This is a genomic window from Streptomyces sp. NPDC042259, from assembly GCF_055582085.1.
Genome location: NZ_JBVJDW010000001.1, coordinates 640277 through 664762, shown reverse-complemented (window position 1 = coordinate 664762; position 24486 = coordinate 640277). Strand labels below are relative to the sequence as shown.

At 69.3% G+C, this 24486-nt stretch carries 22 protein-coding genes; 14 read left to right on the top strand and 8 right to left on the bottom strand.

Translation table 11 applies throughout. The annotated features are described in order from the left end of the window. Positions 1–8 precede the first annotated feature (8 nt). The 4 genes from ACZ6MA_RS03050 to ACZ6MA_RS03035 all read left to right on the top strand — a co-directional run bounded on the left by ACZ6MA_RS03050 (position 9) and on the right by ACZ6MA_RS03035 (position 6786). On the top strand, positions 9–896 hold the full coding sequence (locus tag ACZ6MA_RS03050) for a helix-turn-helix transcriptional regulator (RefSeq protein ID WP_469430571.1): 888 nt from the start codon (positions 9–11) through the stop codon (positions 894–896). Positions 897–959: 63 nt separating this feature from the next. Beyond that, positions 960–2090, top strand: a complete 1131-nt coding sequence (gene dusB / locus ACZ6MA_RS03045; protein ID WP_469430570.1) for a tRNA dihydrouridine synthase DusB — start codon at positions 960–962, stop codon at positions 2088–2090. Positions 2091–2470: 380 nt separating this feature from the next. Then, positions 2471–5185: a pyruvate, phosphate dikinase gene (gene ppdK, locus ACZ6MA_RS03040; RefSeq protein WP_469430568.1), complete on the top strand. Its 2715-nt coding sequence runs from the start codon at positions 2471–2473 to the stop codon at positions 5183–5185. 530 nt (positions 5186–5715) lie between these two features. Then, positions 5716–6786 (top strand): ArsR/SmtB family transcription factor, encoded by a 1071-nt coding sequence (locus tag ACZ6MA_RS03035; RefSeq protein WP_469430567.1) that lies wholly within the window; start codon positions 5716–5718, stop codon positions 6784–6786. Positions 6787–6810: 24 nt separating this feature from the next. Here the strand turns inward: ACZ6MA_RS03035 and ACZ6MA_RS03030 are convergent, their stop codons facing one another. The 4 genes from ACZ6MA_RS03030 to ACZ6MA_RS03015 all read right to left on the bottom strand — a co-directional run bounded on the left by ACZ6MA_RS03030 (position 6811) and on the right by ACZ6MA_RS03015 (position 11937). Then, positions 6811–7647, bottom strand: coding sequence for a carbohydrate ABC transporter permease (locus ACZ6MA_RS03030; protein WP_469430566.1), 837 nt, complete (start codon positions 7645–7647; stop codon positions 6811–6813). After that, positions 7648–8595 (bottom strand): carbohydrate ABC transporter permease, encoded by a 948-nt coding sequence (locus tag ACZ6MA_RS03025; RefSeq protein ID WP_469430564.1) that lies wholly within the window; start codon positions 8593–8595, stop codon positions 7648–7650. Continuing rightward, a complete protein-coding gene (locus tag ACZ6MA_RS03020; RefSeq protein WP_469430562.1) occupies positions 8596–9855 on the bottom strand; it encodes an ABC transporter substrate-binding protein in 1260 nt (419 codons plus the stop codon). A 105-nt stretch (positions 9856–9960) separates the two neighbouring features. Next, entirely contained in the window at positions 9961–11937 is a 1977-nt protein-coding gene (locus ACZ6MA_RS03015; RefSeq protein ID WP_469430560.1) for an APC family permease, read from the bottom strand. A gap of 378 nt (positions 11938–12315) precedes the next feature. Here ACZ6MA_RS03015 and ACZ6MA_RS03010 point away from each other — a divergent pair, with 378 nt between their 5' ends. Beyond that, positions 12316–12867, top strand: a complete 552-nt coding sequence (locus tag ACZ6MA_RS03010; RefSeq protein WP_469430559.1) for a hypothetical protein — start codon at positions 12316–12318, stop codon at positions 12865–12867. Between the two features lie 45 nt (positions 12868–12912). On the opposite strand, the gene ACZ6MA_RS03005 is transcribed toward ACZ6MA_RS03010, so the two are convergent. Continuing rightward, entirely contained in the window at positions 12913–13830 is a 918-nt protein-coding gene (locus ACZ6MA_RS03005; RefSeq protein ID WP_469430557.1) for an oxidoreductase, read from the bottom strand. A 286-nt stretch (positions 13831–14116) separates the two neighbouring features. Between ACZ6MA_RS03005 and ACZ6MA_RS03000 the strand changes: the two genes are divergently transcribed. Together ACZ6MA_RS03000 and ACZ6MA_RS02995 are read left to right on the top strand one after the other, a co-directional pair. Next, positions 14117–14902 (top strand): sulfite exporter TauE/SafE family protein, encoded by a 786-nt coding sequence (locus ACZ6MA_RS03000; RefSeq protein WP_469430555.1) that lies wholly within the window; start codon positions 14117–14119, stop codon positions 14900–14902. Positions 14903–15028: 126 nt separating this feature from the next. Further along, complete coding sequence (locus ACZ6MA_RS02995; protein WP_469430553.1) at positions 15029–15964, top strand: LAETG motif-containing sortase-dependent surface protein; 936 nt, start codon at positions 15029–15031, stop codon at positions 15962–15964. A gap of 118 nt (positions 15965–16082) precedes the next feature. On the opposite strand, the gene ACZ6MA_RS02990 is transcribed toward ACZ6MA_RS02995, so the two are convergent. Together ACZ6MA_RS02990 and ACZ6MA_RS02985 are read right to left on the bottom strand one after the other, a co-directional pair. Next, the gene (locus ACZ6MA_RS02990) at positions 16083–16496 is read right to left on the bottom strand and encodes a DUF6188 family protein (RefSeq protein ID WP_469430552.1); all 414 of its coding nucleotides are present in this window, start codon (positions 16494–16496) and stop codon (positions 16083–16085) included. Between the two features lie 270 nt (positions 16497–16766). Next, complete coding sequence (locus ACZ6MA_RS02985) at positions 16767–17099, bottom strand: hypothetical protein (protein ID WP_469430550.1); 333 nt, start codon at positions 17097–17099, stop codon at positions 16767–16769. A gap of 303 nt (positions 17100–17402) precedes the next feature. Here ACZ6MA_RS02985 and ACZ6MA_RS02980 point away from each other — a divergent pair, with 303 nt between their 5' ends. The 7 genes from ACZ6MA_RS02980 to melC2 all read left to right on the top strand — a co-directional run bounded on the left by ACZ6MA_RS02980 (position 17403) and on the right by melC2 (position 23344). Then, on the top strand, positions 17403–18152 hold the full coding sequence (locus ACZ6MA_RS02980; protein ID WP_469431177.1) for an SCO4651 family lipoprotein: 750 nt from the start codon (positions 17403–17405) through the stop codon (positions 18150–18152). An 857-nt stretch (positions 18153–19009) separates the two neighbouring features. Next, positions 19010–19132: a hypothetical protein gene (locus ACZ6MA_RS02975; protein ID WP_469430548.1), complete on the top strand. Its 123-nt coding sequence runs from the start codon at positions 19010–19012 to the stop codon at positions 19130–19132. 378 nt (positions 19133–19510) lie between these two features. Next, positions 19511–19900 (top strand): DUF2637 domain-containing protein, encoded by a 390-nt coding sequence (locus tag ACZ6MA_RS02970; protein ID WP_469430546.1) that lies wholly within the window; start codon positions 19511–19513, stop codon positions 19898–19900. Positions 19901–20148: 248 nt separating this feature from the next. Further along, positions 20149–20748, top strand: coding sequence for a hypothetical protein (locus ACZ6MA_RS02965; RefSeq protein WP_469430544.1), 600 nt, complete (start codon positions 20149–20151; stop codon positions 20746–20748). Between the two features lie 153 nt (positions 20749–20901). After that, positions 20902–21324, top strand: coding sequence for a hypothetical protein (locus ACZ6MA_RS02960; RefSeq protein ID WP_469430542.1), 423 nt, complete (start codon positions 20902–20904; stop codon positions 21322–21324). Between the two features lie 747 nt (positions 21325–22071). Beyond that, positions 22072–22479 (top strand): apotyrosinase chaperone MelC1, encoded by a 408-nt coding sequence (melC1, locus tag ACZ6MA_RS02955; RefSeq protein ID WP_469430541.1) that lies wholly within the window; start codon positions 22072–22074, stop codon positions 22477–22479. Positions 22480–22525: 46 nt separating this feature from the next. Further along, on the top strand, positions 22526–23344 hold the full coding sequence (gene melC2 / locus ACZ6MA_RS02950; RefSeq protein WP_469430539.1) for a tyrosinase MelC2: 819 nt from the start codon (positions 22526–22528) through the stop codon (positions 23342–23344). Between the two features lie 34 nt (positions 23345–23378). On the opposite strand, the gene ACZ6MA_RS02945 is transcribed toward melC2, so the two are convergent. Next, positions 23379–24284, bottom strand: a complete 906-nt coding sequence (locus ACZ6MA_RS02945) for a hypothetical protein (RefSeq protein WP_469430538.1) — start codon at positions 24282–24284, stop codon at positions 23379–23381. Positions 24285–24486: the final 202 nt, after the last annotated feature.

Here is a 24486-nt window from a genome sequence, read left to right as displayed (position 1 = left end):
CTGGGAGCATGACCACGATGGTGCAGGAGACGCCGGCCGTCACCACGGCCACAGCCGCCTCGGACGTCCGCCGCGGCGAACTCGCCGCCTTCCTGCGCAGCCGCCGCGAGCGCATCACCCCCGAGCAGGTCGGCCTGCCGCGCGGCCCGCGCAGACGCACCCCCGGCCTGCGCCGCGAGGAGGTGGCGCAACTGGCCGCCGTCGGCGTCACCTGGTACACGTGGCTGGAGCAGGCCAGAGCCATCCAGGTGTCCGCGCAGGTCCTCGACTCCATCGCCCGCGCCCTGCTGTTCGACGCCGGTGAGCGCGCCCATCTCTTCGCCCTGGCGGGCACCGTCGACCCCCTGCCCGACACCGCCTGCGCGGGCGTCTCGCCCTCGCTCCGGCAGATCCTGGAGCGGCTGGAGCCGTTCCCCGCCTGTGTGCAGAACGCGCGGTACGACATCCTCGCCTACAACCGCACATATGCGACGCTGATGTGCGACCTCGACACCCTGCCGCAGGAGGAGCGCAACTGCCTGTGGCTCACCTTCACCAACCCCGACTGGGCCGCGAGCATCGTGGACCGGGAGGAGCAGATGCGGGCCATGGCCGGGAAATTCCGCGCCGCCATGGCCGAGCACATCGCCGAACCCGCTTGGAAGTGCCTGCTCAAGAGGCTGCTCGACGCCTCCCCGGAGTTCCGGCGGATGTGGGCGCGGCACGAGGTCGTCCAGCCCGTCGCCTACCGGACGAAGACCTACCAGCAGTCGCGCGTGGGCCTGCTGCGCCTGGACCACAACGGCCTGTGGACCGGCCCCCACCCCGGCGCCCGCCTGGTGACCTTCACCCCCGCCGACGAGGAGAGCCACGAACGCCTGCGGCGCCTGCACGCCCTGGCCCTCGTCGAGGCCTGACCCGGATGGGGGACAATGGACGGTCGGCCCCCCTTCCGTACGAGCCCGAGGAAGCCCCCTTTCATGACGCAGCTCCAGATCGGCCCGCACTCGGTGCAGCCGCCGGTGGTCCTGGCCCCGATGGCGGGGATCACCAACGCGCCCTTCCGCACGCTGTGCCGTGAGTTCTCGGGTGGCAAGGGCCTCTTCGTCAGCGAGATGATCACCACCCGGGCGCTCGTCGAGCGGGACGCCAAGACCATGCGGCTGATCCATTTCGACGGCACCGAGAAGCCGCGCTCGATCCAGCTCTACGGGGTCGACCCGGTCACCGTCGGCCGGGCCGTCCGCATGATCGTGGACGAAGACCTGGCCGACCACATCGATCTGAACTTCGGCTGCCCGGTCCCCAAGGTCACCCGCAAGGGCGGCGGCTCCGCGCTGCCGTTCAAGCGGAACCTGCTGCGCTCGATCCTGCGCGAGGCGGTCGGCAACGCGGGCGCGCTGCCCGTGACCATGAAGATGCGCAAGGGCATCGACGACGATCACATCACCTACCTCGACGCCGGCCGGATCGCCGTCGAGGAGGGCGTCACCGCCATCGCCCTGCACGGCCGCACGGCCGCCCAGCACTACGGCGGCACCGCCGACTGGGACGCCATCGCCCGGCTCAAGGAGACCGTCCCCGAGATCCCCGTGCTCGGGAACGGCGACATCTGGTCGGCGGACGACGCCGTGCGGATGATGCGCGAGACCGGCTGCGACGGCGTCGTGGTCGGGCGCGGCTGCCTGGGCCGCCCCTGGCTCTTCGGCGACCTGGTCGGCGCCTTCGAGGACGGCGGGGCCACCCGGGCCGAGCCCACCCTCAAGGAGGTCGCCCGCGTGATGCTGCGCCACGCGGAGCTGCTGGGGGAGTGGCTGGAGAGCGAGGAGCGCGGTGTCATCGACTTCCGCAAGCACGTCGCCTGGTACACCAAGGGCTTCTCGATCGGCTCGGACATGCGCCGAAAGCTCGCGATCACCTCGTCCCTGGACGAAATGGGCGCTCTTCTGAGCGAGCTGGACCTGGACCAGCCGTGGCCGGCCGGCGCCGACGGCCCGCGCGGGCGGACCTCCGGCCGGAATCGCGTCGTCCTCCCGGACGGCTGGCTCAACGATCCGTACGACTGCGCGAGTGTGAGCGCCGACGCCGAACTCGACACGTCCGGCGGCTGAGCGCGGCGTGATTCTCGCCACCACTGATCGGGGGGTCGCTCGGATGAGCGGCTGAGGCGAGGGTCCACTTTCTGAGGGGTGGCACTGCGTGCCACCCCTCTTGCGTTCACTTCCCGAACTGAAAGGCTGGATTTCTCGACACCCTGTGATGGTGTGAATGTTTTCCGTGAGATTGGGTTCAAGCTTTGAAGTTGTCCCCGCCTCACCTCCACGGGATGGATCACTTTCGATCTGCTGGCGGACGGGTGGTTACAGCCATATGACGAGGGAGTGGACCTGCCCAGAAGCCTTCGATCTGGGTACGCTCCCCGCCGTTAGCACGTTTGAGCAGGCCATCCCCCAACTGAGTACGGGGGGACCCCAGTGAGGAGTCGAGTCCCGTGCCGGAAACCACAGATCGCCAGAAGTTCGTCTACGACTTCACCGAGGGCAACAAGGACCTCAAGGACCTGCTCGGCGGGAAGGGCGCCAACCTCGCCGAGATGACCAACCTCGGTCTCCCCGTGCCCCCCGGCTTCACCATCACCACCGAGGCGTGCAAGGTCTACCTCGCCAGTGGTGTCGAGCCGGCGGAGATGCGCGACGAGGTCAGCGCCCACCTCGACGCCCTCGAGGCGAAGATGGGCAAGAAGCTCGGCCAGGCCGACGACCCGCTGCTGGTGTCCGTCCGCTCCGGCGCGAAGTTCTCCATGCCCGGCATGATGGACACCGTTCTGAACATCGGCCTCTCCGACGCCTCCGTCGCCGGTCTCGCGGCCCAGGCGGGCAACGAGCGGTTCGCGTGGGACTCCTACCGCCGTCTCATCCAGATGTTCGGCAAGACCGTCCTCGGCGTCGACGGCGACCTCTTCGAAGAGGCGCTGGAGGAGGCCAAGCGGGCCAAGGGCGTCACCACCGACATCGACCTCGACGCGGCGGACCTCCAGCGGCTCGTGGAGGAGTTCAAGGGCATCGTCTCCCAGGAGACCGGCCGGGACTTCCCGCAGGAGCCGCGCGAGCAGATGGACCTCGCCATAAGGGCCGTCTTCGAGTCGTGGAACACCGACCGCGCCAAGCTCTACCGCCGCCAGGAGCGCATCCCCGGCGACCTCGGCACGGCCGTCAACGTCTGCTCGATGGTCTTCGGCAACCTCGGCCCGGACTCCGGCACCGGCGTCGCCTTCACCCGCGACCCCGCCAGCGGCCACGCCGGCGTCTACGGCGACTACCTCCAGAACGCGCAGGGCGAGGACGTCGTCGCGGGCATCCGCAACACCGTCCCCCTCGCCGACCTGGAGGGGCTCGACAAGGCCTCGTACGACCAGCTGATGCAGATCATGCAGACGCTGGAGACGCACTACAAGGACCTGTGCGACATCGAGTTCACCATCGAGCGCGGCAAGCTGTGGATGCTCCAGACCCGCGTCGGCAAGCGCACTGCGGGCGCCGCCTTCCGCATCGCGACCCAGCTGGTGGACCAGGGCCTGATCGACGAGGCCGAGGCGCTCCAGCGCGTCACCGGCGCGCAGCTCGCCCAGCTGATGTTCCCCCGCTTCGACGAGAAGGCCGCCACCGAGCTGCTGGGCCGGGGCATCGCCGCCTCGCCGGGCGCCGCGGTCGGCAAGGCCGTCTTCGACTCCTACACCGCGGTGAAGTGGTCGCGCTCCGGCGAGAAGGTCATCCTCATCCGCCGCGAGACCAACCCCGACGACCTCAACGGCATGATCGCCGCCGAGGGCATCCTCACCTCCCGCGGCGGCAAGACCTCGCACGCGGCCGTCGTCGCCCGCGGCATGGGCAAGACCTGTGTCTGCGGCGCCGAGGAGCTGGAGGTCGACACCAAGCGCCGCCGCATGACCGCCCCCGGCGGCGTGGTCATCGAGGAGGGCGACGTCGTCTCCATCGACGGCTCCTCCGGCAAGGTCTACCTGGGCGAGGTCCCGGTCGTGCCGTCCCCGGTGGTCGAGTACTTCGAGGGCCGCATGCACGCGGGCGCAGACGACGCCGACGAGCTGGTCCAGGCCGTGCACCGGATGATGGCCTACGCCGACCGCACGCGCCGCCTGCGGGTACGGGCCAACGCGGACAACGCCGAGGACGCGGCCCGCGCCCGCCGCTTCGGCGCCCAGGGCATCGGCCTGTGCCGCACCGAGCACATGTTCCTCGGCGAGCGCCGCGAGATGGTCGAGCGGCTCATCCTGGCCGACACCGACGCCGACCGGGACGCCGCCCTCGACGCCCTGCTGCCGCTGCAGAAGGCCGACTTCGTCGAGCTGTTCGAGGCCATGGACGGCCTGCCGGTGACCGTGCGGCTGCTGGACCCGCCGCTGCACGAGTTCCTCCCCGACATCACCGAGCTGTCGGTGCGCGTCGCGCTCGCCGAGGCCCGCCAGGACGCCAACGAGAACGACCTGCGCCTGCTCCAGGCCGTGCACAAGCTGCACGAGCAGAACCCGATGCTGGGTCTGCGCGGTGTCCGGCTCGGCCTGGTCATCCCCGGTCTGTTCGCCATGCAGGTACGCGCGATCGCCGAGGCCGCGGCCGAGCGCAAGAACGCCAAGGGCGACCCGCGCGCGGAAATCATGATCCCGCTGGTGGGCACCGTGCAGGAGCTGGAGATCGTCCGCGAGGAGGCCGACCAGGTCATCGCCGAGGTCGAGGCCGCCACCGGCACCAGCCTCAAGCTGACCATCGGCACGATGATCGAGCTGCCGCGCGCCGCGCTGACGGCCGGCCAGATCGCCGAGGCCGCCGAGTTCTTCTCCTTCGGCACCAACGACCTCACCCAGACCGTGTGGGGCTTCTCGCGCGACGACGTCGAGGCCAGCTTCTTCACCGCCTACCTGGAGAAGGGCATCTTCGGGGTCAGCCCGTTCGAGACCATCGACCGCGACGGCGTGGGCTCGCTCGTCCGCGAGGCCGTGAAGGCCGGCCGGGCCACCCGCCCCGACCTCAAGCTCGGCGTCTGCGGCGAGCACGGCGGCGACCCGGAGTCGGTGCACTTCTTCCACGAGGTGGGCCTGGACTACGTCTCCTGCTCCCCGTTCCGCATCCCGGTAGCCCGCCTGGAGGCGGGCCGCGCGGCGGCACTGGGCGGGGGCAGCGACAGTCGCTGAGCCGGCGGCTGCCGTACGTGACCGGGGCTCCGCCCCGGACCCCGGTCCTCAATCGCCGGACGGGCTGGTTTTCCCAGCCCGTCCGGCGCTTGAGGGCACCAACGTGGGCTGCGAAAACCAAGCCCGTCCGGCGCTTGAGGACGCCGCGCGCAGCGCGGTCCAGGGGCCCGGGGCGAAGCCCCGGGTAGCTGTGTGACCGGCGAGTGACGGGCGAGTTTCCCACCAGGCCCCGAGCGGAGCGAAGGGGCGGCGCCCGTGCGGGAGCGCCGCCCCTCTTTACTCCCCCACCGGGAGTTGCTGCCGCCCGCATCGGCTCGGGCGGCAACTCGCATACTCAGCGACCGCTTTTTCGCTCGCCACCCCCCACGGGAACGAGCGGGTGCGGCCCTGAGTGCGTGAATAGCATTTCGCTTCTGCGATGTTCGCCGCGACTCCTTTCAACTGTGGCCAAAAGGGCGTGGTAACACCTCGTATCGGTGTGCATACTCAGTGAGCGGGGGGTGGTTGCGGATGTCTCATGTGGGGGTTTGGTGCTGCGTGTCCATTTCACTGGACTCGATCTGGCCCGGTTGCGCCTGGCCGGAGACCCGGACGCACTCTGGGAAACCGTATTGAGCTTGCACCGACTTCGGGACAAACAAGGCGAGTCGATCTTCGGGGATTGGCGCTCGGAAACCCGCACTCGGTTGAATGGTGAAACTCGGCTTCTCGCGCCGCTGGTGCCCTCGCGCGGATATTTCCCCGACTTCTTGACCCCGCCCGAAGGCGTACTCGGGCTCGAGTCGGGCATGCAGGCGCTGCGGGCCACGCCCGCCGACCGGGTCCACCAGGAACTCGGCCGGGTGGCCGGCGCGCGGACGCTGCCCGCTTGGATACGATCCCTCGCCGAGGGCGACGCCCGGGCGTTCGGCAAGCTGATCGGCGCGCTGCAGGCCTATCACCAGGCGGCCATAGAGCCGTACTGGCCGCACATCCAGGCGCAGATCGAGGCCGATCGCGCGGTGCGCGGCCGGGCGCTGCTGGACGGCGGGGCCGACGCGCTGCTGTCCTCGCTGCCACCGATGATGCGCTGGCGGGCGCCGGTGCTGGAGGCCGACTACCCCGTGGACCGCGATCTGCATCTGAACGGGCGGGGGTTACTCCTCCTGCCGTCGTTCTTCTGCCGACGCACCCCGGTGGCCTTCCAGAACCCCGAACTCACTCCGGTGCTCGTCTACCCCGCCCGGCATATGTCGGAGTCCGCGCCCGTCGTCCCGCACGCCCCGCGCTCGCTGGGCAAGCTGGTCGGCCACACCCGCTCGGCGGTCCTCGGCTCGATAGGGGGCGGCTGCACGACGAGCGAACTGGCCCGGCGGGTCGGCGTATCGGCGGCCTCGGCCAGCCAGCACGCCGGCGTGCTGCGCGAAGCCGGGCTGGTCCTCACCCTGCGCAACGGCAGCGCGGTGATGCACACCCTGACGCCGCTGGGCGCGGCCCTGCTGCGCGGCGGACACCGGGGCACCCAGCTCTGCCCCCGGGAGCGGGACCGGTCGATGCGGACACAGTCGTCGATTCCCGACCGCTCCACCCCCGCGACGATGCTGCAGTCCCCCGGGGGGTGACCCCGGGGCGGCCGGGGCGCGGGTTCAGTCGTCGATCCCCGACCGTTCCACCCCCGCCACGATGTGCCGCTGGAGCAGCAGGAAGACCAGCAGCAGCGGGACGATGGAGACGGCCGCCGCGATGAACAGTTCGTGGATGTTGACGTTCTGGGCGGTGGTGAAGGTGGACAGGGCGACCTGCACGGTCCACGCGTCGCGGTCCTGGCCGATGACCAGTGGCCACAGGAACGCGTTCCAGGCGCCGATGAAGACGATGGTGCCGACGGCGGCGAAGACCGGCCGGGAGTTGGGGACGACGACACGCCAGTAGGTGCGCCAGTACCCCAGCCCGTCCACCTGGGCCGCGTCCTCCAGCTCCCGGGGGAAGCCCAGGAAGTACTGCCGGAAGACGAAGCACGCGAACGCGCTGAACAGCGTGGGGACGACCAGGCCGCGCAGGGTGGAGACCCAGCCGAGCGAGGAGACCAGCACGAAGGTCGGCACGAACGTGACCGCCGCCGGGACCATGAGGGTGCCGAGGATCGCGTAGAAGACGGCGTTCGCGTGGCGGTAGGGGATGCGGGCCAGGCCGTAGCCGGCCAGGGAGGCGAGCAGCAGGGTGCCCACCGTCGTCGTCACCGCGATGAGCGTGGAGTTCAGCAGCGCGTGCGCCATCGGCACGTTGGGGTCGGTGAACAGCTCGCGCAGGTTCGACCAGCGCCATTGCCCGGGCAGGAGCGTCCACTCGGGCGCGGTGATCTCCGACTCCGACGCCAGGCCGTTGCGCACGAGCAGATAGAAGGGGATCAGGAACAGCGCGGCCAGCGCGATCAGCAGCACCAGCCGCAGCGCCCGGCCGGCCCTTATCAGTGCGTCGTTCATCTACACCGCCTTCTCGTCTTTGCCGCCGAGCCCGAACCAGCGTGCTTGCACCACCGTCACCACCGCGATGATCAGGGCGAGGATGACCGCGCCCGCGCTGCCGAGGCCGAGGTTCTGCCCCTGGCCGAGGGCGGTGTAGTAGAGGTAGACCAGCGGCGGGCGGGCGTAGGGCGGGTAGCCGCGCGCGTCCGAGAGCAGGTTGTAGAACTCGTCGAACGCCTGGAAGGCGCCGATGACCAGCAGCAGCACCACCGCCACGGAGGTGGCGCGCAGCGCGGGGAAGGTGATGTGCCGGAAGGTCTGCCACCCCGGCCGCGCGCCGTCCACGGCGGCGGCCTCGTACAGCTGGGGCGGGACCCGCTGGAGTCCGGCGAGGAAGAGCACCATGTAGAAGCCCGCCTGGAGCCAGAGCCGGACGGTGACGATGACCAGCCAGTACCAGGGCGGGTCGGTCGTCGACAACCAGGCGATCCCGTCGGCGCCGAACCAGCCGAGGACGGTGTTGGCCAGTCCGAACCGCACCCCGTTGAAGATCGACAGCTTCCAGACCAGGGCCGCGACGACGTAGGAGCAGGCGGTGGGCAGGAAGAAGACCGAGCGGAAGAACGCCTGCGCGAAGCGCAGCCGGTTGACCGCCAGGGCGAGGCCGAGCGACAGGGCGTAGGTCGCCGGGACGATGAAGGCGGTGAAGACCGCGAAGGTCAGCAGGGCGGCACGGAAGGAGGGGTCGCCCAGCATCGTCGTGTAGTTGTCCAGGCCGACGAAGTCCGTCGGCGAGACGGTGTTGTGGGCGTCGAAGAAGCTGAGGTAGAGGCTCCAGGCCAGCGGTACGTAGGTGAAGAGGGCGAGCCCGGCCGCGAACGGACCGACGAAAATCCAGAACCAGAGGGTACGGTTCCGCTGCCGCACCGGCCGGGGAGAGGGGCGGGTCGCGCTTCGCGCCGGCATTCAGGACGACTTCCGTACGCGCCGCAGCTCCGCCTCGGTCGTGCGGACGGCCGCCCTCAGCTCGCGGCCGGGGTCGGCACCGTCCTTGATGATGCGGCTGAGAGCGTCCTGATAGGCGGTTTGGCTCGCGACCGTCCACAGAAGGGGCTGGGCGTAGCCGTGGTCGACGGTGAAGCGCACGATGTCGGCCGCCGCACCCGATCTCAGCCTGTCGGCCTTCTTCGCCAGGGAGACGCGGGCCGGGATGTGGAAGCCGTAGGAGAGGGCGAAGTCCCGCTGGTAGTCCGTGCGGTCCACCCACAGCCACTTCACATACGCCTTGGCCAGGTCCTTGTGCCGGCTGCGGGTGCTGACCGCGCTGCCGTACGCGCCGACAGGCACGGCGGGCCGCCCGTGCGGGCCGTCGGGCGGGAAGGGCAAAACCCCGAAGTCGTTCCCGAGCGCCTTCTGGACCTGGGGCAGCACCCACAGCCCCGACCACTGCATGGCGGTGAGCCCCTGGAGGAGGGCCGAGGGGTTGGACCAGTCGGTCGGGGCGCCCAGCAGCAGTGACTTGTCGGCGTACATGCGGCGGATCTTGCCCAGCGTGCGGGCGGCGGCCGGGTCGTCGAAGCCGGCCTTGCCGTCGGCGGTGACCAGGCTCAGGCCCGCCGCGTGCAGCGGGGTACCGCCGAGGACGCCCGCACCGCCGTCGTTGCCGAGGAAGAGCCCCTTGGTCCGGTCGTCGGTGAGCTTCTTCGCGGCGTCGACCAGTTCGTCCAGCGTCCGGGGCGGCCGCACCCCGGCCTTCTCCAGCAGGCTCTTGCGGTAGTAGAGGACCTGGGTGTCGATGACCTGCGGAACGGCCCAGACGCGGCCGTCGTGGGTCTTGGGGGCGAGGACGGCCGGGTGGAAGTCGTCCCGCACACCGCTGACGAGGTCGGTGAGGTCGACGACCTGCCCGCCCCGGATCTGGTCCAGGGTCGGCCCGTTGACCTCGAAGACGTCGGGACCCGAGTCGGTCAGCAGGGCGGCCGCGGTCTGCTGGTCGTAATTGCCCGGCCGCCACTGCACCCGGACGTCCGCGTGCGCGAAGGCCTCGGCATACCGGCGCACCGCCTGCTCGGTGCCCGCCTCGCCGTACTGGTGGTACCAGTGGGACAGCCGGGGCCCAGAACCGTTGTCGTCGCGCCCGGTGTTGGAGCCACAGGCGGCGGCGAGGCCGCCCGCCAGGGCGAGCCCGCCACCGGCCTTCAGGAGTCGTCTGCGGCTGATCGGCATGTCGCGTCCCCTCGCTGCGTTGACGTCACTGAGTGCCTCGATCCACTGAGCGCCTGGATCGTACGGCTCAACGATCAACGATGGAGGGGGATTGCGACAGAGGTGTTAGCGCCGCGTGTCGGCCGTCGCGGCCGGTTCGCCGTCTTGCGCGGCGCCGATGCGGAACCGCAGCCGGCAGATCACCGCGTCGGTGTCCCGGCGCACCGCGTGCGCGACGACCGCGCCGCGCTGGTTCTGCAGCAGCCGTTGCCACAGGCGCGCGGGCTCGACCTCCGGGATGAGGACGGTGACGCGGTGGTCCGGGTGCCGGGCCGCTAGTTCGCGGACGTAATCCACGATCGGGCGGCCCAAGGACCGTGCGGGCGCGGGGAGTTCCACCAGATCGACACCGGGCCGCCACAGCTCCCAGTCGCGGCGCAGCGACTCCGCCGCCCGCCGCCCGTCGGTGTCGTCCTGGGTGACGGTCACGGCCACGACCTCGTCACCGAGCGACACGGCGGCCGTCAGCGCCTTGCTGGTCAGCCGCGACAGCGAGGAGACGGGCACGACGACCACGGAGTGGCAGCGGCGCGGCGCCTCGGGCACCCGCCCCAGCTCCAGACGCTCCCCGATCCGCCCGTACGCACGGTGGACGGCCTCGAAAACCAGGACCAGCACCGGCAGCGCGACCACGATCAGCCACGCGCCCTCGGTGAACTTCGTCGCGGTGACGACGACGGCCGACACGCCGGTGAGCACCGCGCCGAAGCCGTTGAGGAGCGCCTTGCCCTGCCAACTGGTGGAACCGCCGCTGCCGGTGGCACGCCCGTCGGCGGAACACCGCCCGGTGGAACGTTCCTGCCGCCAGTGCCGGACCATGCCGACCTGGCAGATCGTGAAGCCGACGAACACCCCGATCGCGAAGAGCGGCACCAGGGTGTTGACGTCACCGCCGGAGAAGACCAGCAGCAGCGCGGAGACGGCCGCGAGGGCGAGCACACCGTGCCGGTGCACCTGCCGGTCGGCCTTGAGACCGAACACGTGCGGCAGGTAATTGTCCCGCGCCAGCAGCCCCATCAGCACCGGCAGCCCGCCGAACGAGGTGTTCGCCGCCAGCGCCAGCAGCACCACGGTCGCGAACTGCACCACGTAGAACGCCCAGTTGTGACCGAGCGAGGCGTCCGCGAGCTGCGCCAGCACGGTGACGCCCTCGACCGGCTGGAGATGGAAGCGGCCGATGAGGACCGACAGACCGACGAGCATGACGCCCAGCAGCGCCCCGAGCGCGACCTCCGTCCGCTGCGCCCGCCGGGCGGCCGGGGCGCGGAAGGACGGCACGGCGTTGGCCACGGCCTCGACGCCGGTCAGCGCGGAACAGCCGGCGGCGAACGCCTTCAGCAGGAGCAGCGCCCCGACGGTGGTCGCGTCGTCCGACAGCGCCGACGCGTGCCCGGCAGCGGCCTCGGTACTGACCGGGGCGTCCCGGAACAGCCCCACGACGATCAGGGTCATGATCGAGCCGACGAAGACGGCGGTCGGCACGAGGAACGCCTTCGCCGACTCCACGATGCCGCGCAGGTTCACGGCGGTCACCAGGGCGAGGACCCCCAGACAGAGCCACAGCCGGTCGCCGTGGAGCGAGGGCACGGCGGAGGTGAGCGCCGCGACACCGGCGGTGACCGACACCGCGACGTTCAGCACGTAGTCCAGCACCAGGGAGGCGGCGGTGAACAGACCGGTGCGCCGCCCCAAGTGGCGCCTGGCGACGGCGTAACTGCCACCGCCGTCGGGGAAGGCCACGATGACCTGCCGGTAGGAGGCGACGAGCACGGCCAGCAGGGCCGCGATCGCGAGCGTCACCGGAAGCGTGAACCCGAGACCGTGCGCCCCCGCCGCCGCCAGCACGAGGACGATCGCCTCGGGCCCGTACGCGACCGACGCCATCGCGTCGAGCGACAGGGCCGCAAGGCCCTGCGTGGCGGTCAGCCGGTGCGTGTCGCCCGCAGGCGGCCGGCGGTTCGCCGTGGGCCGGCCGACCCTGGTGTCAGGCGGCTGGTCGCCGGTCCCGGCGGGCCGGTCGCGCTTGTTGGCCAGCATGGACATGAGTGGTCGTACCTCCGTGACGAGGGGACGCCGCTTGGTGCGCGGTCGCGCTTGGCGCTCCAGAGGCTCAGGTTGCGCCCGTGACGCCCGGGAGAGGCCGGGCCTTGGCGGTGCCTTGGCGCGTTTCGGTGCTTTCTTCACGCGTCCTTGACGCCGGGGGGGCGGTCTGTCGTCAGGGCGACGTAAGAGTGGGGGGATCCGGTATCAGCATCACGTCAACGCCGCGCATACGGCGGACGCGTCGGTTCTAGCGTCAGGGCCATGGGACGCCGACAGACAGCACGGTCGCGGGCGCACGGCCTTTCGCGGGCGCACGGCCTGCCGGGAACGTACGGCCTTTCGCGGGCGTACGGCCCTTCGCGAGCGCACGCTCGTGAGGTGCACGGCCGGGGGCCGGACGCGCGTGCCACGGCCGGCGGTGTCCTCGCCCGGGACCGTGGCTGGCGGCGCGAGGCCCGGGCCGCCTGGCTGTGCGGCCTGGCGCTCGCCGGTGTCCTCACCGCGATCGATCTCGGGCGGGGCGGGTTCGACTGGTGGCACGGGTGCTGCTGGGCGGCGCTGGGCGCCACGCTCGTCCTCGTGTTGCGCCCGGCCCGGATCACCGCCGGTCACGGCTGGCTGGCCTCGCGCGGCCTGCTGCGCGAGCGGCGCGTACGGACGGATCTGCTGACCCGGATCCGGCGGGCGGACGGCATGGCACCGCGCCTGGTCCTGCTGGACATCACGGGCTGCCGCGTCGAACTCGACCCCGAGATCCTCGTCGGCAACCCGCTGCTCTGGCACCACCTGGACACCGGAGCCCGCCTCGCCCGCGAACGCGGCGTGCTGCTGGAGGGGGCGGGCGTGCTGACCGCGCTGGCGGAGCGTATCGACGGGGAGGGGGCGCGGAGGCTGTTGAGTTCGGCCGAAATCAGCCCGTCCGGCGATTGAGGGCACCACCGCGCACCGGAGGCGCACCCCCGCACACCAAGCGGCCTAGCGATACCGCACGCCGGTCAGCCGCTCCGACGCCGCCCACAGACCCGCGCTCGCCTTGTCGCTCAGCGTCCACTTCGCCCGGGCGGAACGCACGGGGGAGCCGCGCCAGAGCTGCACGCGCGGGCCGAAGAAGTCGTCCTGGCGGACGTCCGGCGCGGTGGCCGCGTAGAGCGGGGGGAGCGCGCCGTCCTCGGCGCTCTGCGCGAGGGCCCGGTTGAGGAATTCGGCACCGCGCTCCACCCAGGCGCGTTCCTCCATCCGGGCACCCGCCGTCTGGAGATTGGTCGCCGCGTACCCGGGGTGCGCGGCGGCGGCCACGACCCGCGAGCCCTCGGCCGTCAGCCGGCGCGCCAGCTCGTGGATGAAGAGCAGGTTGGCGCTCTTCGTCCGCCCGTACTGGATCCAGCGGCGGTAGCGGTGGTCCATGTTGAGATCGCGCGGGTCGACCGTGCTCAGGAAGTGCAGCCCGCTGGAGAGGCTGATCACCCGGGCCCCGTGCCCGGCCGCCCGCAGCCGGGGGAGCAGCAGCCCGGTCAGCGCGAAGTGGCCGAGATGGTTCGTACCGAACTGCATCTCGAAGCCGTCGATCGTGCGGCGCTGCGGCAGCGCCATCACGCCCGCGTTATTGATCAGCAGGTCCAGCCGGTCGTCCGGGAGATCCGCCGCGAAGGCCCGTACGGACGCCAGGTCGGCGAGGTCCAGCGGCGCGAACACCACGTCCGCGCCGGGCGCCTCCGCCCGTATCCGCTCCTCCGCCGCCTTGCCGCGCGTCGCGTCACGACAGGCCAGCACCACCCGCGCGCCGCGCCGGGCCAGCTCCCGGGCGGTGATGTACCCGATACCGCTGTTGGCACCGGTCACCACGGCGGTACGGCCGCTCTGGTCGGGGATGTCGTTCGCGGTCCAGCCAGTCACGTCTGCTGTGCTCCTCTGCTCGGCGAACCCGGCCGGATGCCCGCAGTCGGTCGTCCGGAGCCCGTTCGCTACGCGCCAGTAGCTTGCGTTCGTCCCAGCGTAGGCGACGGGGGCGCGTGAGGGATGCCCGGGCGCCTACGAATGCGCTGTCCGCGCCCCATTGGGCCAAACGGGGGTGTCAAATGGGGGTGCCGAGCGTGAGAGGCGGCGGGGGAGGCGGTGGGGCGTGGCCGACGGATCCCGATCTGTGCGGGGACCGCCCCCGGCTGCCCGTACGATCGCCCCGGTGAGCCCCGACATATCGCTGACCACGCTGCTCCTGCTCTGCCTGGCCGCGGCCGCGGCCGGGTGGATCGACGCCGTCGTCGGCGGGGGCGGCCTCCTCCAACTCCCCGCGCTGCTGGTCGGCCTGCCGCACCTGCCGCCCGCGCACATCCTCGGCACGAACAAGGCCGTCGCCATCTGCGGCACGACCGCCGCAGCCGTCGCCTACACCCGCCGCGACCCCATGACCCTGCGCTCGGGCCTGCGCATCGGCGCGGCAGCCCTCGTCGGCTCCCTGGCCGGCGCCTTCTTCGCCTCCGGCATCAACAGCGCCGTCCTGCGCCCCCTGATCATGGCCGTCCTGCTCGCCGTCCTCGCCTTCGTCCTCCTGCGCCCCACGTTCGGCGCGACGGCGCCCTCGCCCGGCCCGGTCACCCGCCGCCGCGTCCTGACCGCGATCGCCGTGGCGGGCCTGGGCATCGGCTTCTACGACGGCCTCATCGGCCCCGGCACGGGCACGTTCCTCGTCCTCGCACTGGCCGCGATACTCCACATGGACCTGGTGACGGCCTCCGGCACGTCCAAGGTCATCAACGTCTGCACGAACGTAGGCGCGTTGGTGATGTTCTCCCTCCAGGGTGCCGTGGTGTGGCAGGTCGCGGCCCCCATGGCGGTCTTCAACCTCGCGGGCGGCGCGACGGGGGCGCGGATGGCGCTGAAGCGGGGGAGCGGTTTTGTGCGCTGGGTGCTCGTCGTGGTGGTGGTGTCACTGGTGTGCAAGCTGGCGTATGACCAGTGGGGTTGGTGAGACGTTCCGTCATAGGGCTGTACAAGGGCCCGAGATGGGCGATATTTAGCTGCTAATACAGTAAGCGCTGCTTTGCAGGGCCCAGCCCGCCGGTTCCCGGCCGTTTCCCGAACAGAGGATGCCTAGATGAAGTTGTCACGGATCGCCGCGGTCGTGGCCGCCGCGTCCATAGCCCCGGCCGTCTTCCTGGCCGCCCCGGCGGTCGCCGACGGTGCCGATGCGAAGCCGGCGGTGACGGCGGGGTCGGAGGGGGAGGGCACCCGGCCCACGCGGACGGTGGAGGTCCCGAACTTCCCCGAGAAGCTCACGGCGGGTGGTGACTGGACCGAGTTCTCGTTCGAGATAGACAACAAGAACGCCGAGGAGCTCAAGGACTTCACCTTGTCCTTCTGGCTTAGCGGTAAGGGCAAGAGTGCCGGTCAGCTCGACCCGAAGGACCCCCGCGCCTCGAAGCTGATGTACCGGACGCGCAGCGGCTCCGCCGCGTCGGCCTGGGAGTCGATGGTCGACGTCGTCACCAACGTCACCGTTCAGGGCAAGAGGAAGTTCGGCAACATCCCCAAGGGGGAGAAGCTCACCGTCGACCTGCGTATCCGCCTGGGTGACGCCTTCCCGGCAGGCCAGGCGTCGCCCATCGTGAACACCCCAGCAGATGTCGAGGCGCCGTCGCTGCGGGATATCACCGTCACGGCCAAGGACGGTGGCAAGACGACGCCCACCGAGAGCACGAGCCCCACGGCCAAGTCGACCGCAACTGCCAGCAGCGGCACGGGCACCCAGCCCACCGGCAAGGCCACCACCCCGAGCGCCTCGGCCACGCCGACGACGACGGCGACGGCGTCCGCGAGCGCGACGCCCACAACCACCGCCACCCCGTCCGCGAGCACCTCGCCGACGTGGGCGGCCGCAGGCACCACGACCACCGGCGGCACCGGCGAACTCGCCACCACGGGCGCCGACTCCTCCACCCCGTGGGCCGTCGCAGGCAGCGCGGCGGCACTCGCGCTGGGCGCGAGCCTGGTCGTAGCGGCCCGGCGCCGCAAGGGCTCACACGAGGCCTGACGCCCGCGATAGCCGACCGCACAACGCGAACCGGCCCGGACCTGATGGTCCGGGCCTCCCGCGATGAAGCTCCCCCCGAACCGCAAGGGACATGGCCCGGAGCAGCCCCAGAGGTCCCTTAACCGCCCCTTTGCGGCTCGACGGGCCCGAGGGCGCTCGGTGTGACGACCCCACCCGAGTGTGACCAACCGAAGTCACCCGGTTTTTGAATACGGACGGTGACTTCGTGCCCGCCTCCGCCAAGGTTCAGATGATGCCCTGTGCTGAATACGACGCGCAGCGACCCAGACTTGAAGGCCACCGCTGACGCAATGGTCGCACCGGCCAAACCGTCCAGTTCATCAGCGGCCAGCGGAACGGCATCCGGAGCGTTAGCCGATCCGTGTGTCAGACGCATCGGGCCACTGATGGTCAGCTCTGTCCCGCCGACAAGGGATATCGCGATCCCCTTACCTCCGGAATCGCGGGAGACAGTAGCCACCGGGATAGCTCGCAGCCTAAGAACCCAGCGGTCGTTCAGTTCCTCGATCACTCTTCCATCCGGCAGGCAGTCGAAATATAACGAGCAACCTGAATCGCCCAGAGTGCGAACTCTACCGGGACGTCCCCGGCAGCGGGGTCAATGCTGATGGTTGCGTCTGTCCAGTCACCTTCGTCCGGAACGATGACGGCCAGGGTCGAATCGTTGCGACGTACTTGCCGGTCGCGGAATTCGATGACGCGCTCCCCGGAAGAAACGTCGCTGAAGTCGATGACTTCAATGTCCCTCCCGTCGAAATTTACGCTTGAAATGATTGCAACCTCAGTTCAAGTCGCCGAGTGTTCCTCTCGGCCCGCCATCGTCGAATATGTCCTTGAGTGCCGTGACCATGGCCGCAACCCCCTTGTCCCGTACGATTACCAAGTCTGGGCACTGGAAATAGTGTCCGCCCAGGTACTCGCCGGTACCAGCCCATCGGTCCATGATCCGAGAAATTTCCGCAAGTGTCAGAAACGTTGCGCTCCACTTGCTTCCGTCGGAAGCGGTGACGTGGGCGTCCACGTTCTCTACCGTCTCGGCCAGGTCATCGGCACCGAGCAGGAAGCGGGCCGTGAACTGACTCGTTCTGACGACATGGTAGATGTCGGTTTCCATAGACCTTCTTCAGACCTTCCGTAACCTTGAATTCGTTGGATCGTAGCCAGTAGGGGCGCCGTCCCCTCCCGCTCCTGCCCCGTCATCGACCCAGCCGCCCAGCCGCAGCCCAGCCGACTGGCCAGGCGCGAGGCGAGTGGCTTGAATCGGTGCCTTTCGACGGCAAATAAGACCGTTGTAGCGTGCCGCAAGTGCAGAATGCAGTCCTGGGGTGTCGGCCTGACTGGGTGCGGTCACTCATCGAAAAATCGATTGACAATTGGCGGCGTCTTGAGAGTGTTCCGTGGAAGTGTCTTGGCGATCGTGGCGGCCGGGCTGGTTTTGGGTCTGACGGCCTGCGAAGGCGACGAGAAGGATCCGCTGTCCGAACTGAAAGTGGCCGCCAAAAACGCCATGAAGCAGAACACGTACAAGGCCAAAGGTGTGAACAAGGATCACGAGGGTGAGACCTCGTTCGAGATGGTCTATTCGGAGAAGCCGGCCGCCATGGACATCAGGGGAACCGGGCCCAAGACAGCCGACAACCCGACCGGCGAACTTGGTATGGTGCGCACTGATGGAAACCTATACACAAAATTCGGCCGATCCGTCGGAGGTAAGTCCTGGGTCAGGATCGATGGCGGCAAGGCGGAAGATTCGCCCAGGGGTGCTTCCGTTGATTCGGCGGGGTTCCAGACTGCCGTGCTCGCTGCTTCCGAAGATATCAAGAGGGTGGGCGAAGAATCGGTGGGAGGGCGTAAAGCCACGCACTACAAGGGAAGCGTTGCCCTCTCGAAATTGATCGAATACGAGGGTGGCTTGCTGACTCAGAAGCAGCTGGATGCATACGTGCGGTCTTCTCGGGTCGGCGATGTGAAATCGATCGATATGGATGTCTGGGTGGGTGAGGATGGACTTCCGGCCAAGACCCGAGAATCCAGCCGAGGCTCAAAAGGGGAAGCTGTCAAGACCTTGGAGTTTCTGGAGTACGGTCTTCAAGTAAAGATACAAGCCCCGCCGGCCCGTGAGGTCGCCTCCACGGCGGAAATGCTCAAGGGCATGGAGACGGAGTAGCCGAGCCAAGGGGTTGTTGCCGCCCCGACCGCCGGGCTGGAAGTCATGTGAGCCGTCCGGCTCCGGTGACATTGGGGCATATACCAGTCGGGTGCGCCGGCCCCGCGGGCTTCAAGTTCATCGAGTCCGTCCAGGAACGCTGGCGGGCCGTGAACGCCCTCCACCTCGTCGAACGCCCCGAGGCTCACGTCGCCTGACTCACCTCACATCACCGAGGTCAGGGCGCCGGGCTCGGAGTCTCAATTCCTCATCCCCGCCTTCGTGCTGGAACCCCTGTACGCGCCAGGGCCGACGGACGCCTGATCAGGGTCGGCGGAGGCCTGACCGGGGCGGGCGGCCGCCTGACCTGCGAGGGGAACCGTCACCGTGACCGGACTCGCCGTGAACGCGGCGCAGCGCTGCACGCTCTCCGCATGGGCCGTCGTCCGCCCCGGCACGTCGGCCTCGGCGATCGCAGGTGAAGGTCAGTGGCGCCCCGAACCCTTTCCCGAGCCGCGCGGTACGAAGAGTCAACGACTTCGGCTGCCCGCTGACCCCTGCCCGCTGCCCGCGACAGAAGCGGCGGCGTGGAGAGCATGCTCCCAGCGGGCACGAGCCTGCGTCATCTCCCGTGTGACACAAATATGTGATGTGGTGACCGGTTAACGCAAGACATGGGCAAAATTGCATAGTTGGGTGCTATTCACCCAAATGTCAGTCAACCTCGCCGGGCTCTCGTTCGTTGGGGCAATGTGATGTCATCCGAACCTCAGCCCGTACTCGACGGCCATGCCCCTTCCGGCGCCACCGGGGTCCTACGGGTCTCTTCATTTCCCACCCGGTGCGCGGCAGCGTTGTCCGTCCGGTCCAAGCGCCACATGGCAGACGCCAAAATGCGCCGGCCGGACGGGCCGGCCGACTCGGACCTGCTGGAGGGGTATCTGGCGACGCTCGCCCGCCTCCAGGCCGATTTCCACAAGTCCTGGGAGGCGCTGCGGTGACGGCGCAACAGACGGCATGTGCGCACGGCGCCGACGGGCGCGCCGGTCGGTGTGGACCGCGCTGCCATGCATGAGCACAAGCCGCATGTCCCCCAACCGAGAGCGGCACACGAGCAGCCTGTGCGAACCGCCGACTTCCTCCCCGGGGAACCACGCCATGCCGCCGTGGCGACCGAGGACTTCTCCTGCGCCCCCACGCCCGATTACGCCCCTGTGTGGGGCGAAACGGAACCGGGTCAAGTGCCTCGTCAGGCCAGACGCACCGCTGACACATCACGGACCGGGAGCGTGCACAGCCATCCCCGGCATCGCCGACGCCGGGGCTGGCGGCCCGGGGCGGTGCAGTGGGCTCGGCTGCTCAGTTGCACCCTGGCCACGTTGACCGCACTGATCGTGGCGGCGGCCAGCATGCTCGGTGGCGTGATCTCCTATCCGCTCCTGCAGGACCTGGCTGCCCCGTACGTACCGCGCGGTCTGTACCCCTGGTGGCCACCCCTGGTCTACGGCCCCTGGCTGGCAGCTGCCTTGTCCATCCTGCGCGCTGCCGTACACCAGCGCCGCGCCGCACACTCCTGGGGTGTGCTCCTGTTCTTCTCCTGCGTCGCGGTAGCCCTGTGCGTCAGCCACACCCCCATGACACTGTCGTCCTTGGGCGTCGCCGCCCTGCCACCGGTCACCGCGCTCACCTGCTTCCACCAGATGACCCGCCAGATCACGCTCACCCGGCCGCCGCGCCGGGCCCGCCCCGCACATACCCGCAACCACTGAGCGTTTCGGAGCCTTAGCCGACCGGGTGACGTGACCATCCGAAGCCATCGGGCCCGAGCCCGGGTGGATGCTCTGAACCTGCGGCGAAGCCGCGGCTCCCCGACGGGCATGAGCCCCGCGTATCACCGTCGCTCCGCCGCGCGGCGGAGCGGGATCATCCACCGGTGTGATGCCTGGGCGTCGACGCGAGCGGCATCGTGATGGGAGGTGATCGGCACGTCGCCGGCACCGTTCATCAGGAGGAAGCAATGTCCCGTGTCCGCCGTCCCCTCGGTGCCGTCCTCGCCCTCGCCGCGTGCGCGGCCGCTGTGTTGACCTCGGGTGCGAGCGGACCGGCCGCGGCGGCCGGGAACGAGACCCGGGCCGCCGCCGCCCGGCAGGCACCGGACGGGCCCTCGCTCACCGGGTCCGCCAAGCTCAAGCGCAAGCCGGGCGACGACGTGCACTTCTCCTTCAACGCCCACGGCTTCGCCGAGAAGGCACGCGGCACGTTCTACGTCAGCCACCACATGGGCAAGGACTGGGGCGGCTACTTCAAGGGCCGTATCGACTGCCTGATCACCGGCGGGCCGGTCGCCGTGGCGACGGGCATCGTGACCGAGTCACACTTCAAGGCCGCGCCCGGTCTGCCCCAGGTCGGGGACCTGAAGGGCAAGCGGTTCGGCTTCACCGTGCTGGACGACGGCAAGAAGGACCGGCTGGGGTACAGCTGGGCAGTGGACGGGCTGCCGGAGAAGAGCGTCCGCCCGTGCCTGGGCAGTGCCCCGATCGAGACCTTGGAGAAGGGCGACTACAAGGTCCAGCACTGGATGCCGTCACGGGAAGCCGACGCGGTGGCGAAGCCCTGATCGCCGCCGAATGCGAGAGGGACCGCAGTGGCCGACGTGTGAGCGGGCCCCCAGGTGCCGGGCAGGTGGGTGTCGATGCGGATACGGCTAATAGGATCGGTAGTCCGTAGAAGATAAACAGAAGGCGAGCCGGGCCGAGACGATGGACACCCGATGAAGAAGTCCTATGTCCCCTGGTCCATACTCTGTGGCGTGCTCGCCGTGGGCGCAGTGATATCCCTCAATCTGCTCTTTCCCGATGGTTCGGCGAAGCCGAGTGAACTCATCGGCTCATGGCATGGCAGCCAGGGGGCGGAGCTGACTCTGCGCGAGGACGGGGCCCTCACCGCGGTCGACGTCCCCACCCACTTCTCCGATGACGACGAGCCCATCGAGCCTTTCACCGGCAAGGGGACATGGACTCTCGAACCGAAGCCTGAGGCCGGCGACCAGCAGATCCACCTTTCGCTCGGTGAGGTCTTCGGATCCAAGATCGGTATTGAGCTGGATATCCAGGGAAAGGGAGCCGGGAACGGTCTCGCCATCCCGATCTCCATAGACAGCGGAACGAAGTTCACCTTCAAAAGATCCCGCTAGCAGGCTACGCCCGCTGACACGGCCGCCGTAGCAGGGGATCAGCAGTGGAGCCCTCCAGTCTGAACAGGCTGGAGGGCTCCACGCGTGGGACCGGTCAGCGGCGGGTGCTCGGCGCATGGTCGTAGCAGTAGCCGTGGTGCTGGCCGGCGTTGTCCAGGACGCTGTTTCCTCGCCGATCGGATGCCCCTTGCCCGGGCGCTCGGCCCAGTTGTTCATGGCCCGGTGCACACACGACACGCCGTGGGAGTTACCGGAGCCGACGGCGCTCGCCGTTCCGGCCAAGCCGCTGTCCACCTTTGATCGCGTGCGTCATCCGCTGCGGTACGCCACGTCCCCCTCGGCCCTGTGCGGTACACGCGGCGCCCGCGTCGGTGCCAAAACCCCGTCGTCTACCCCGGCACCCAAAGGTTGCCCCCGTATTCGGGTCGAGTTGGCGGAGTGGCCGGGCTGTGGTCCGGCGGCGGCCGACCGGAAGATCTTCGGGTGGAAGTGGTGTGGCGGCTCAAGTTTCCCTCCGGTCCGGGACATCAGCCGGTCTCCCGGGAAGATCGCCGCCCTTGAACGATGCACTATCCACGCGGAGTTGGCTTCTTCATGCCCCACGGCCGTCCGGCCCCCTCTTGGGAACCGTCCGCCGCTGTCAGCATGTGGCGGCACAGGCGGACGGGATGATCGCGTTCCGTCTCGCGAAGGAACGTTCCTGCTGCGGACGCGCCGCCCGTGGTGGGGCAGACGAGAGGAGAGACCGTGCACCGTCTCACCCGCCGTGACCTGGTTCGACGGACCGTGCTGGTGGTGGCCGGTACCGCGCTCACCGGGCAGACCGCTGTCACCACGGCGAACGCCTCGCCCCGCAGCCCGCAGGGCCACGACATGCCGGAGGCGTTCGACGAGATGTATCTCGGCCGGCACATCGAAGGCTGGCCGGCCGAGGAGGGCCATGGCGGCCACGGGGGCCATGGCGGGACCGACGGCCACGGCCTCGTCGCGTTCGTCGTCCGCGTCGATGACGACGATCTGCACGTGATGCGGAACGCCGACGGCAGCTGGATCAGCGTCGTCGACCACTACGAGACGCACCCCACGCCCCGCGACGCGGCCCGTGCCGCCGTGCGGGATCTCAACGGGGCTTCACTCGTGCCCCTCGCCGTCTGACCTCGCGCCCGGCCCCCTCATCGAAGCATCGAAAGGAGCGGTCGCCATGGCAGACCGCAAGAACCAGGCAGACCTGTCGGCCGCCGAAAAGCGGAATTTCGTCGACGCCGTCCTCGCACTCAAGCGCCAGGGCCGCTACGACGAGTTCATCACCACGCACAACGCCTTCATCATGAGCGACACCGACGACGGCGAGCGAACGGGCCACCGTTCCCCGTCGTTCCTTCCCTGGCACCGTCGTTTCCTGCTCCAGTTCGAGCGGGCGCTGCAGAGCGTCAACCCGTCCGTCATGCTGCCGTATTGGGACTGGACGGCCGACCGTTCGCCCAGCAGCTCGCTGTGGTCGGACACGTTCCTCGGCGGTGACGGCCGCAGCGGTGACGGCCGGGTCACCTCCGGGCCGTTCGCCTTCGGAGGCGGCAATTGGCCCCTGAACATACGGGTCGACGGCCGGACGTTCCTACGGCGCGCGCTGGGCGTCGGCACCCGTGAGCTGCCCACGCGGGCGGAGGTGGACGCCGTGCTGGCCATGCCCACGTATGACGCCGCCCCGTGGAACAGCAGGTCCGACGGCTTCCGCAATAACGTCGAGGGATGGCGCGGCCCCAACCTGCACAACCGGGTTCACGTCTGGATCGGTGGCCAGATGACCAGCGGGGCTTCGCCGAACGACCCGGTCTTCTGGCTGCATCACTGCTTCATCGACAAGCTGTGGGCCGACTGGCAGAAGCTGCACCCGTCATCCGGCTATCTGCCCGTCACCGCCCCGCGCAATGTGATCGGCCTCCGCGACAAGATGAAGCCCTGGAACGACGTCACGCCGGAGGACATGCTCGACCACACGAAGTTCTATACCTACCGCTGACCGGGCGGGGGGGGCCGGCGGAGGCCATGGTCACTCAGAACGGGCCCTTCTCCAGCTTGAGGGGCTGGAAGGGGTTCCCCGGGCCGTGAAGCTCGCTCTGGACAGGGTCCGTCACGTCGGCATCCTTCTTCGGCATGACAACGGATCCGTAGCGTTGCGCCTGGCCGGCCACCCTCATCCTGGCCCCACCACCCAGCTTTACGGGGTACCACCCGTCACTCGTTCCGCTGGTGACGTTGACCTCGACTCCGAATTCACAGTCGTTCTTCCCCGTGAAGAAGTAGAGGTCGAAGGAGCGGGCATCGGCCTGCTTCCCGCCGTCGAGGTAGATGCCCTTCGAGAAGGCGTTTCCCTTGGCCCGCCAGACTTCCGCCTTCGCGGCCGGGTCGGAGTCGACCCTCCCCTCGCTCTGTCTCGGCCGGGGGACGGGCTCCGTGAGATCGAAGGCGATCTCCGTGGGCGGGATTTCCTCCCCGCCGTCCCCGATCGGCGGCGGAACGACGGCGGTGCCCGCGTACCGTGTCGGCTGGCACTTGAGACCGGAGAGCCGCATGTTCTGGACCACGACGGTTCCCTCGTGGAGCGGTGACAGGGTGACCCTGGTCGCGGCCACGCCGACGGGAGCGACGCGGTTCTTTTCAAACCATGTCGAGTACGCCTGTGTGCCGTAGAGGGCTGATTTTCCTTCCCCCAGATCGGTGGTCCGATCGGGGAAGGCGAAACGTGAACCGTAGAAGGAAGGTGCCCCCGCCACGCTCGCGATCGGCGGGCCCGCCTCCTTCTTCTTGTCCTCTTCCACCTCCCCCTTCTCCCGGTTTTCCGCTTCCCGCGCGATCTTTACGGAGTCCTCGCCGGACTTGGTACTGCGGTCCTGGTACCAGAGGCCGAGAATCACCCCGGGCACCCCGATCAAGGCGCTTAAGCCGCCGATCACGGCCATGACCTTGACCGTCTTCTTCCAGCGCGGGGTTTCCTGGTCCGGTCCGCCGGTCGGCTCCGCCGAAGGTGGAGGTTCGGTCATCGTTTCCCCCGGTTCTTCCGCTACCTGAGGCCGATGTTCTAGCAGAAGGTGTGAGGCCCATCAACTCAGCTCAAGATCAGCTGAGTTGATCACCGACTCCGGATGTCCGAAACCGCGTCGC

Coding starts and splice junctions, on each gene's coding strand:
- ACZ6MA_RS03030 (WP_469430566.1), bottom strand. CDS start 7,647: ATGAACGACGCACTGATAAGGGCCGGCCGGGCGCTGCGGCTGGTGCTG.
- ACZ6MA_RS03015 (WP_469430560.1), bottom strand. CDS start 11,937: ATGTCCATGCTGGCCAACAAGCGCGACCGGCCCGCCGGGACCGGCGAC.
- ACZ6MA_RS02985 (WP_469430550.1), bottom strand. CDS start 17,099: ATGGAAACCGACATCTACCATGTCGTCAGAACGAGTCAGTTCACGGCC.
- ACZ6MA_RS02945 (WP_469430538.1), bottom strand. CDS start 24,284: ATGGCCGTGATCGGCGGCTTAAGCGCCTTGATCGGGGTGCCCGGGGTG.
- ACZ6MA_RS03020 (WP_469430562.1), bottom strand. CDS start 9,855: ATGCCGATCAGCCGCAGACGACTCCTGAAGGCCGGTGGCGGGCTCGCC.
- melC2 (WP_469430539.1), top strand. CDS start 22,526: ATGGCAGACCGCAAGAACCAGGCAGACCTGTCGGCCGCCGAAAAGCGG.
- ACZ6MA_RS02960 (WP_469430542.1), top strand. CDS start 20,902: ATGAAGAAGTCCTATGTCCCCTGGTCCATACTCTGTGGCGTGCTCGCC.
- ACZ6MA_RS03050 (WP_469430571.1), top strand. CDS start 9: ATGACCACGATGGTGCAGGAGACGCCGGCCGTCACCACGGCCACAGCC.
- ACZ6MA_RS03025 (WP_469430564.1), bottom strand. CDS start 8,595: ATGCCGGCGCGAAGCGCGACCCGCCCCTCTCCCCGGCCGGTGCGGCAG.
- ACZ6MA_RS02995 (WP_469430553.1), top strand. CDS start 15,029: ATGAAGTTGTCACGGATCGCCGCGGTCGTGGCCGCCGCGTCCATAGCC.
- dusB (WP_469430570.1), top strand. CDS start 960: ATGACGCAGCTCCAGATCGGCCCGCACTCGGTGCAGCCGCCGGTGGTC.
- ACZ6MA_RS02965 (WP_469430544.1), top strand. CDS start 20,149: ATGTCCCGTGTCCGCCGTCCCCTCGGTGCCGTCCTCGCCCTCGCCGCG.
- ACZ6MA_RS02975 (WP_469430548.1), top strand. CDS start 19,010: ATGGCAGACGCCAAAATGCGCCGGCCGGACGGGCCGGCCGACTCGGAC.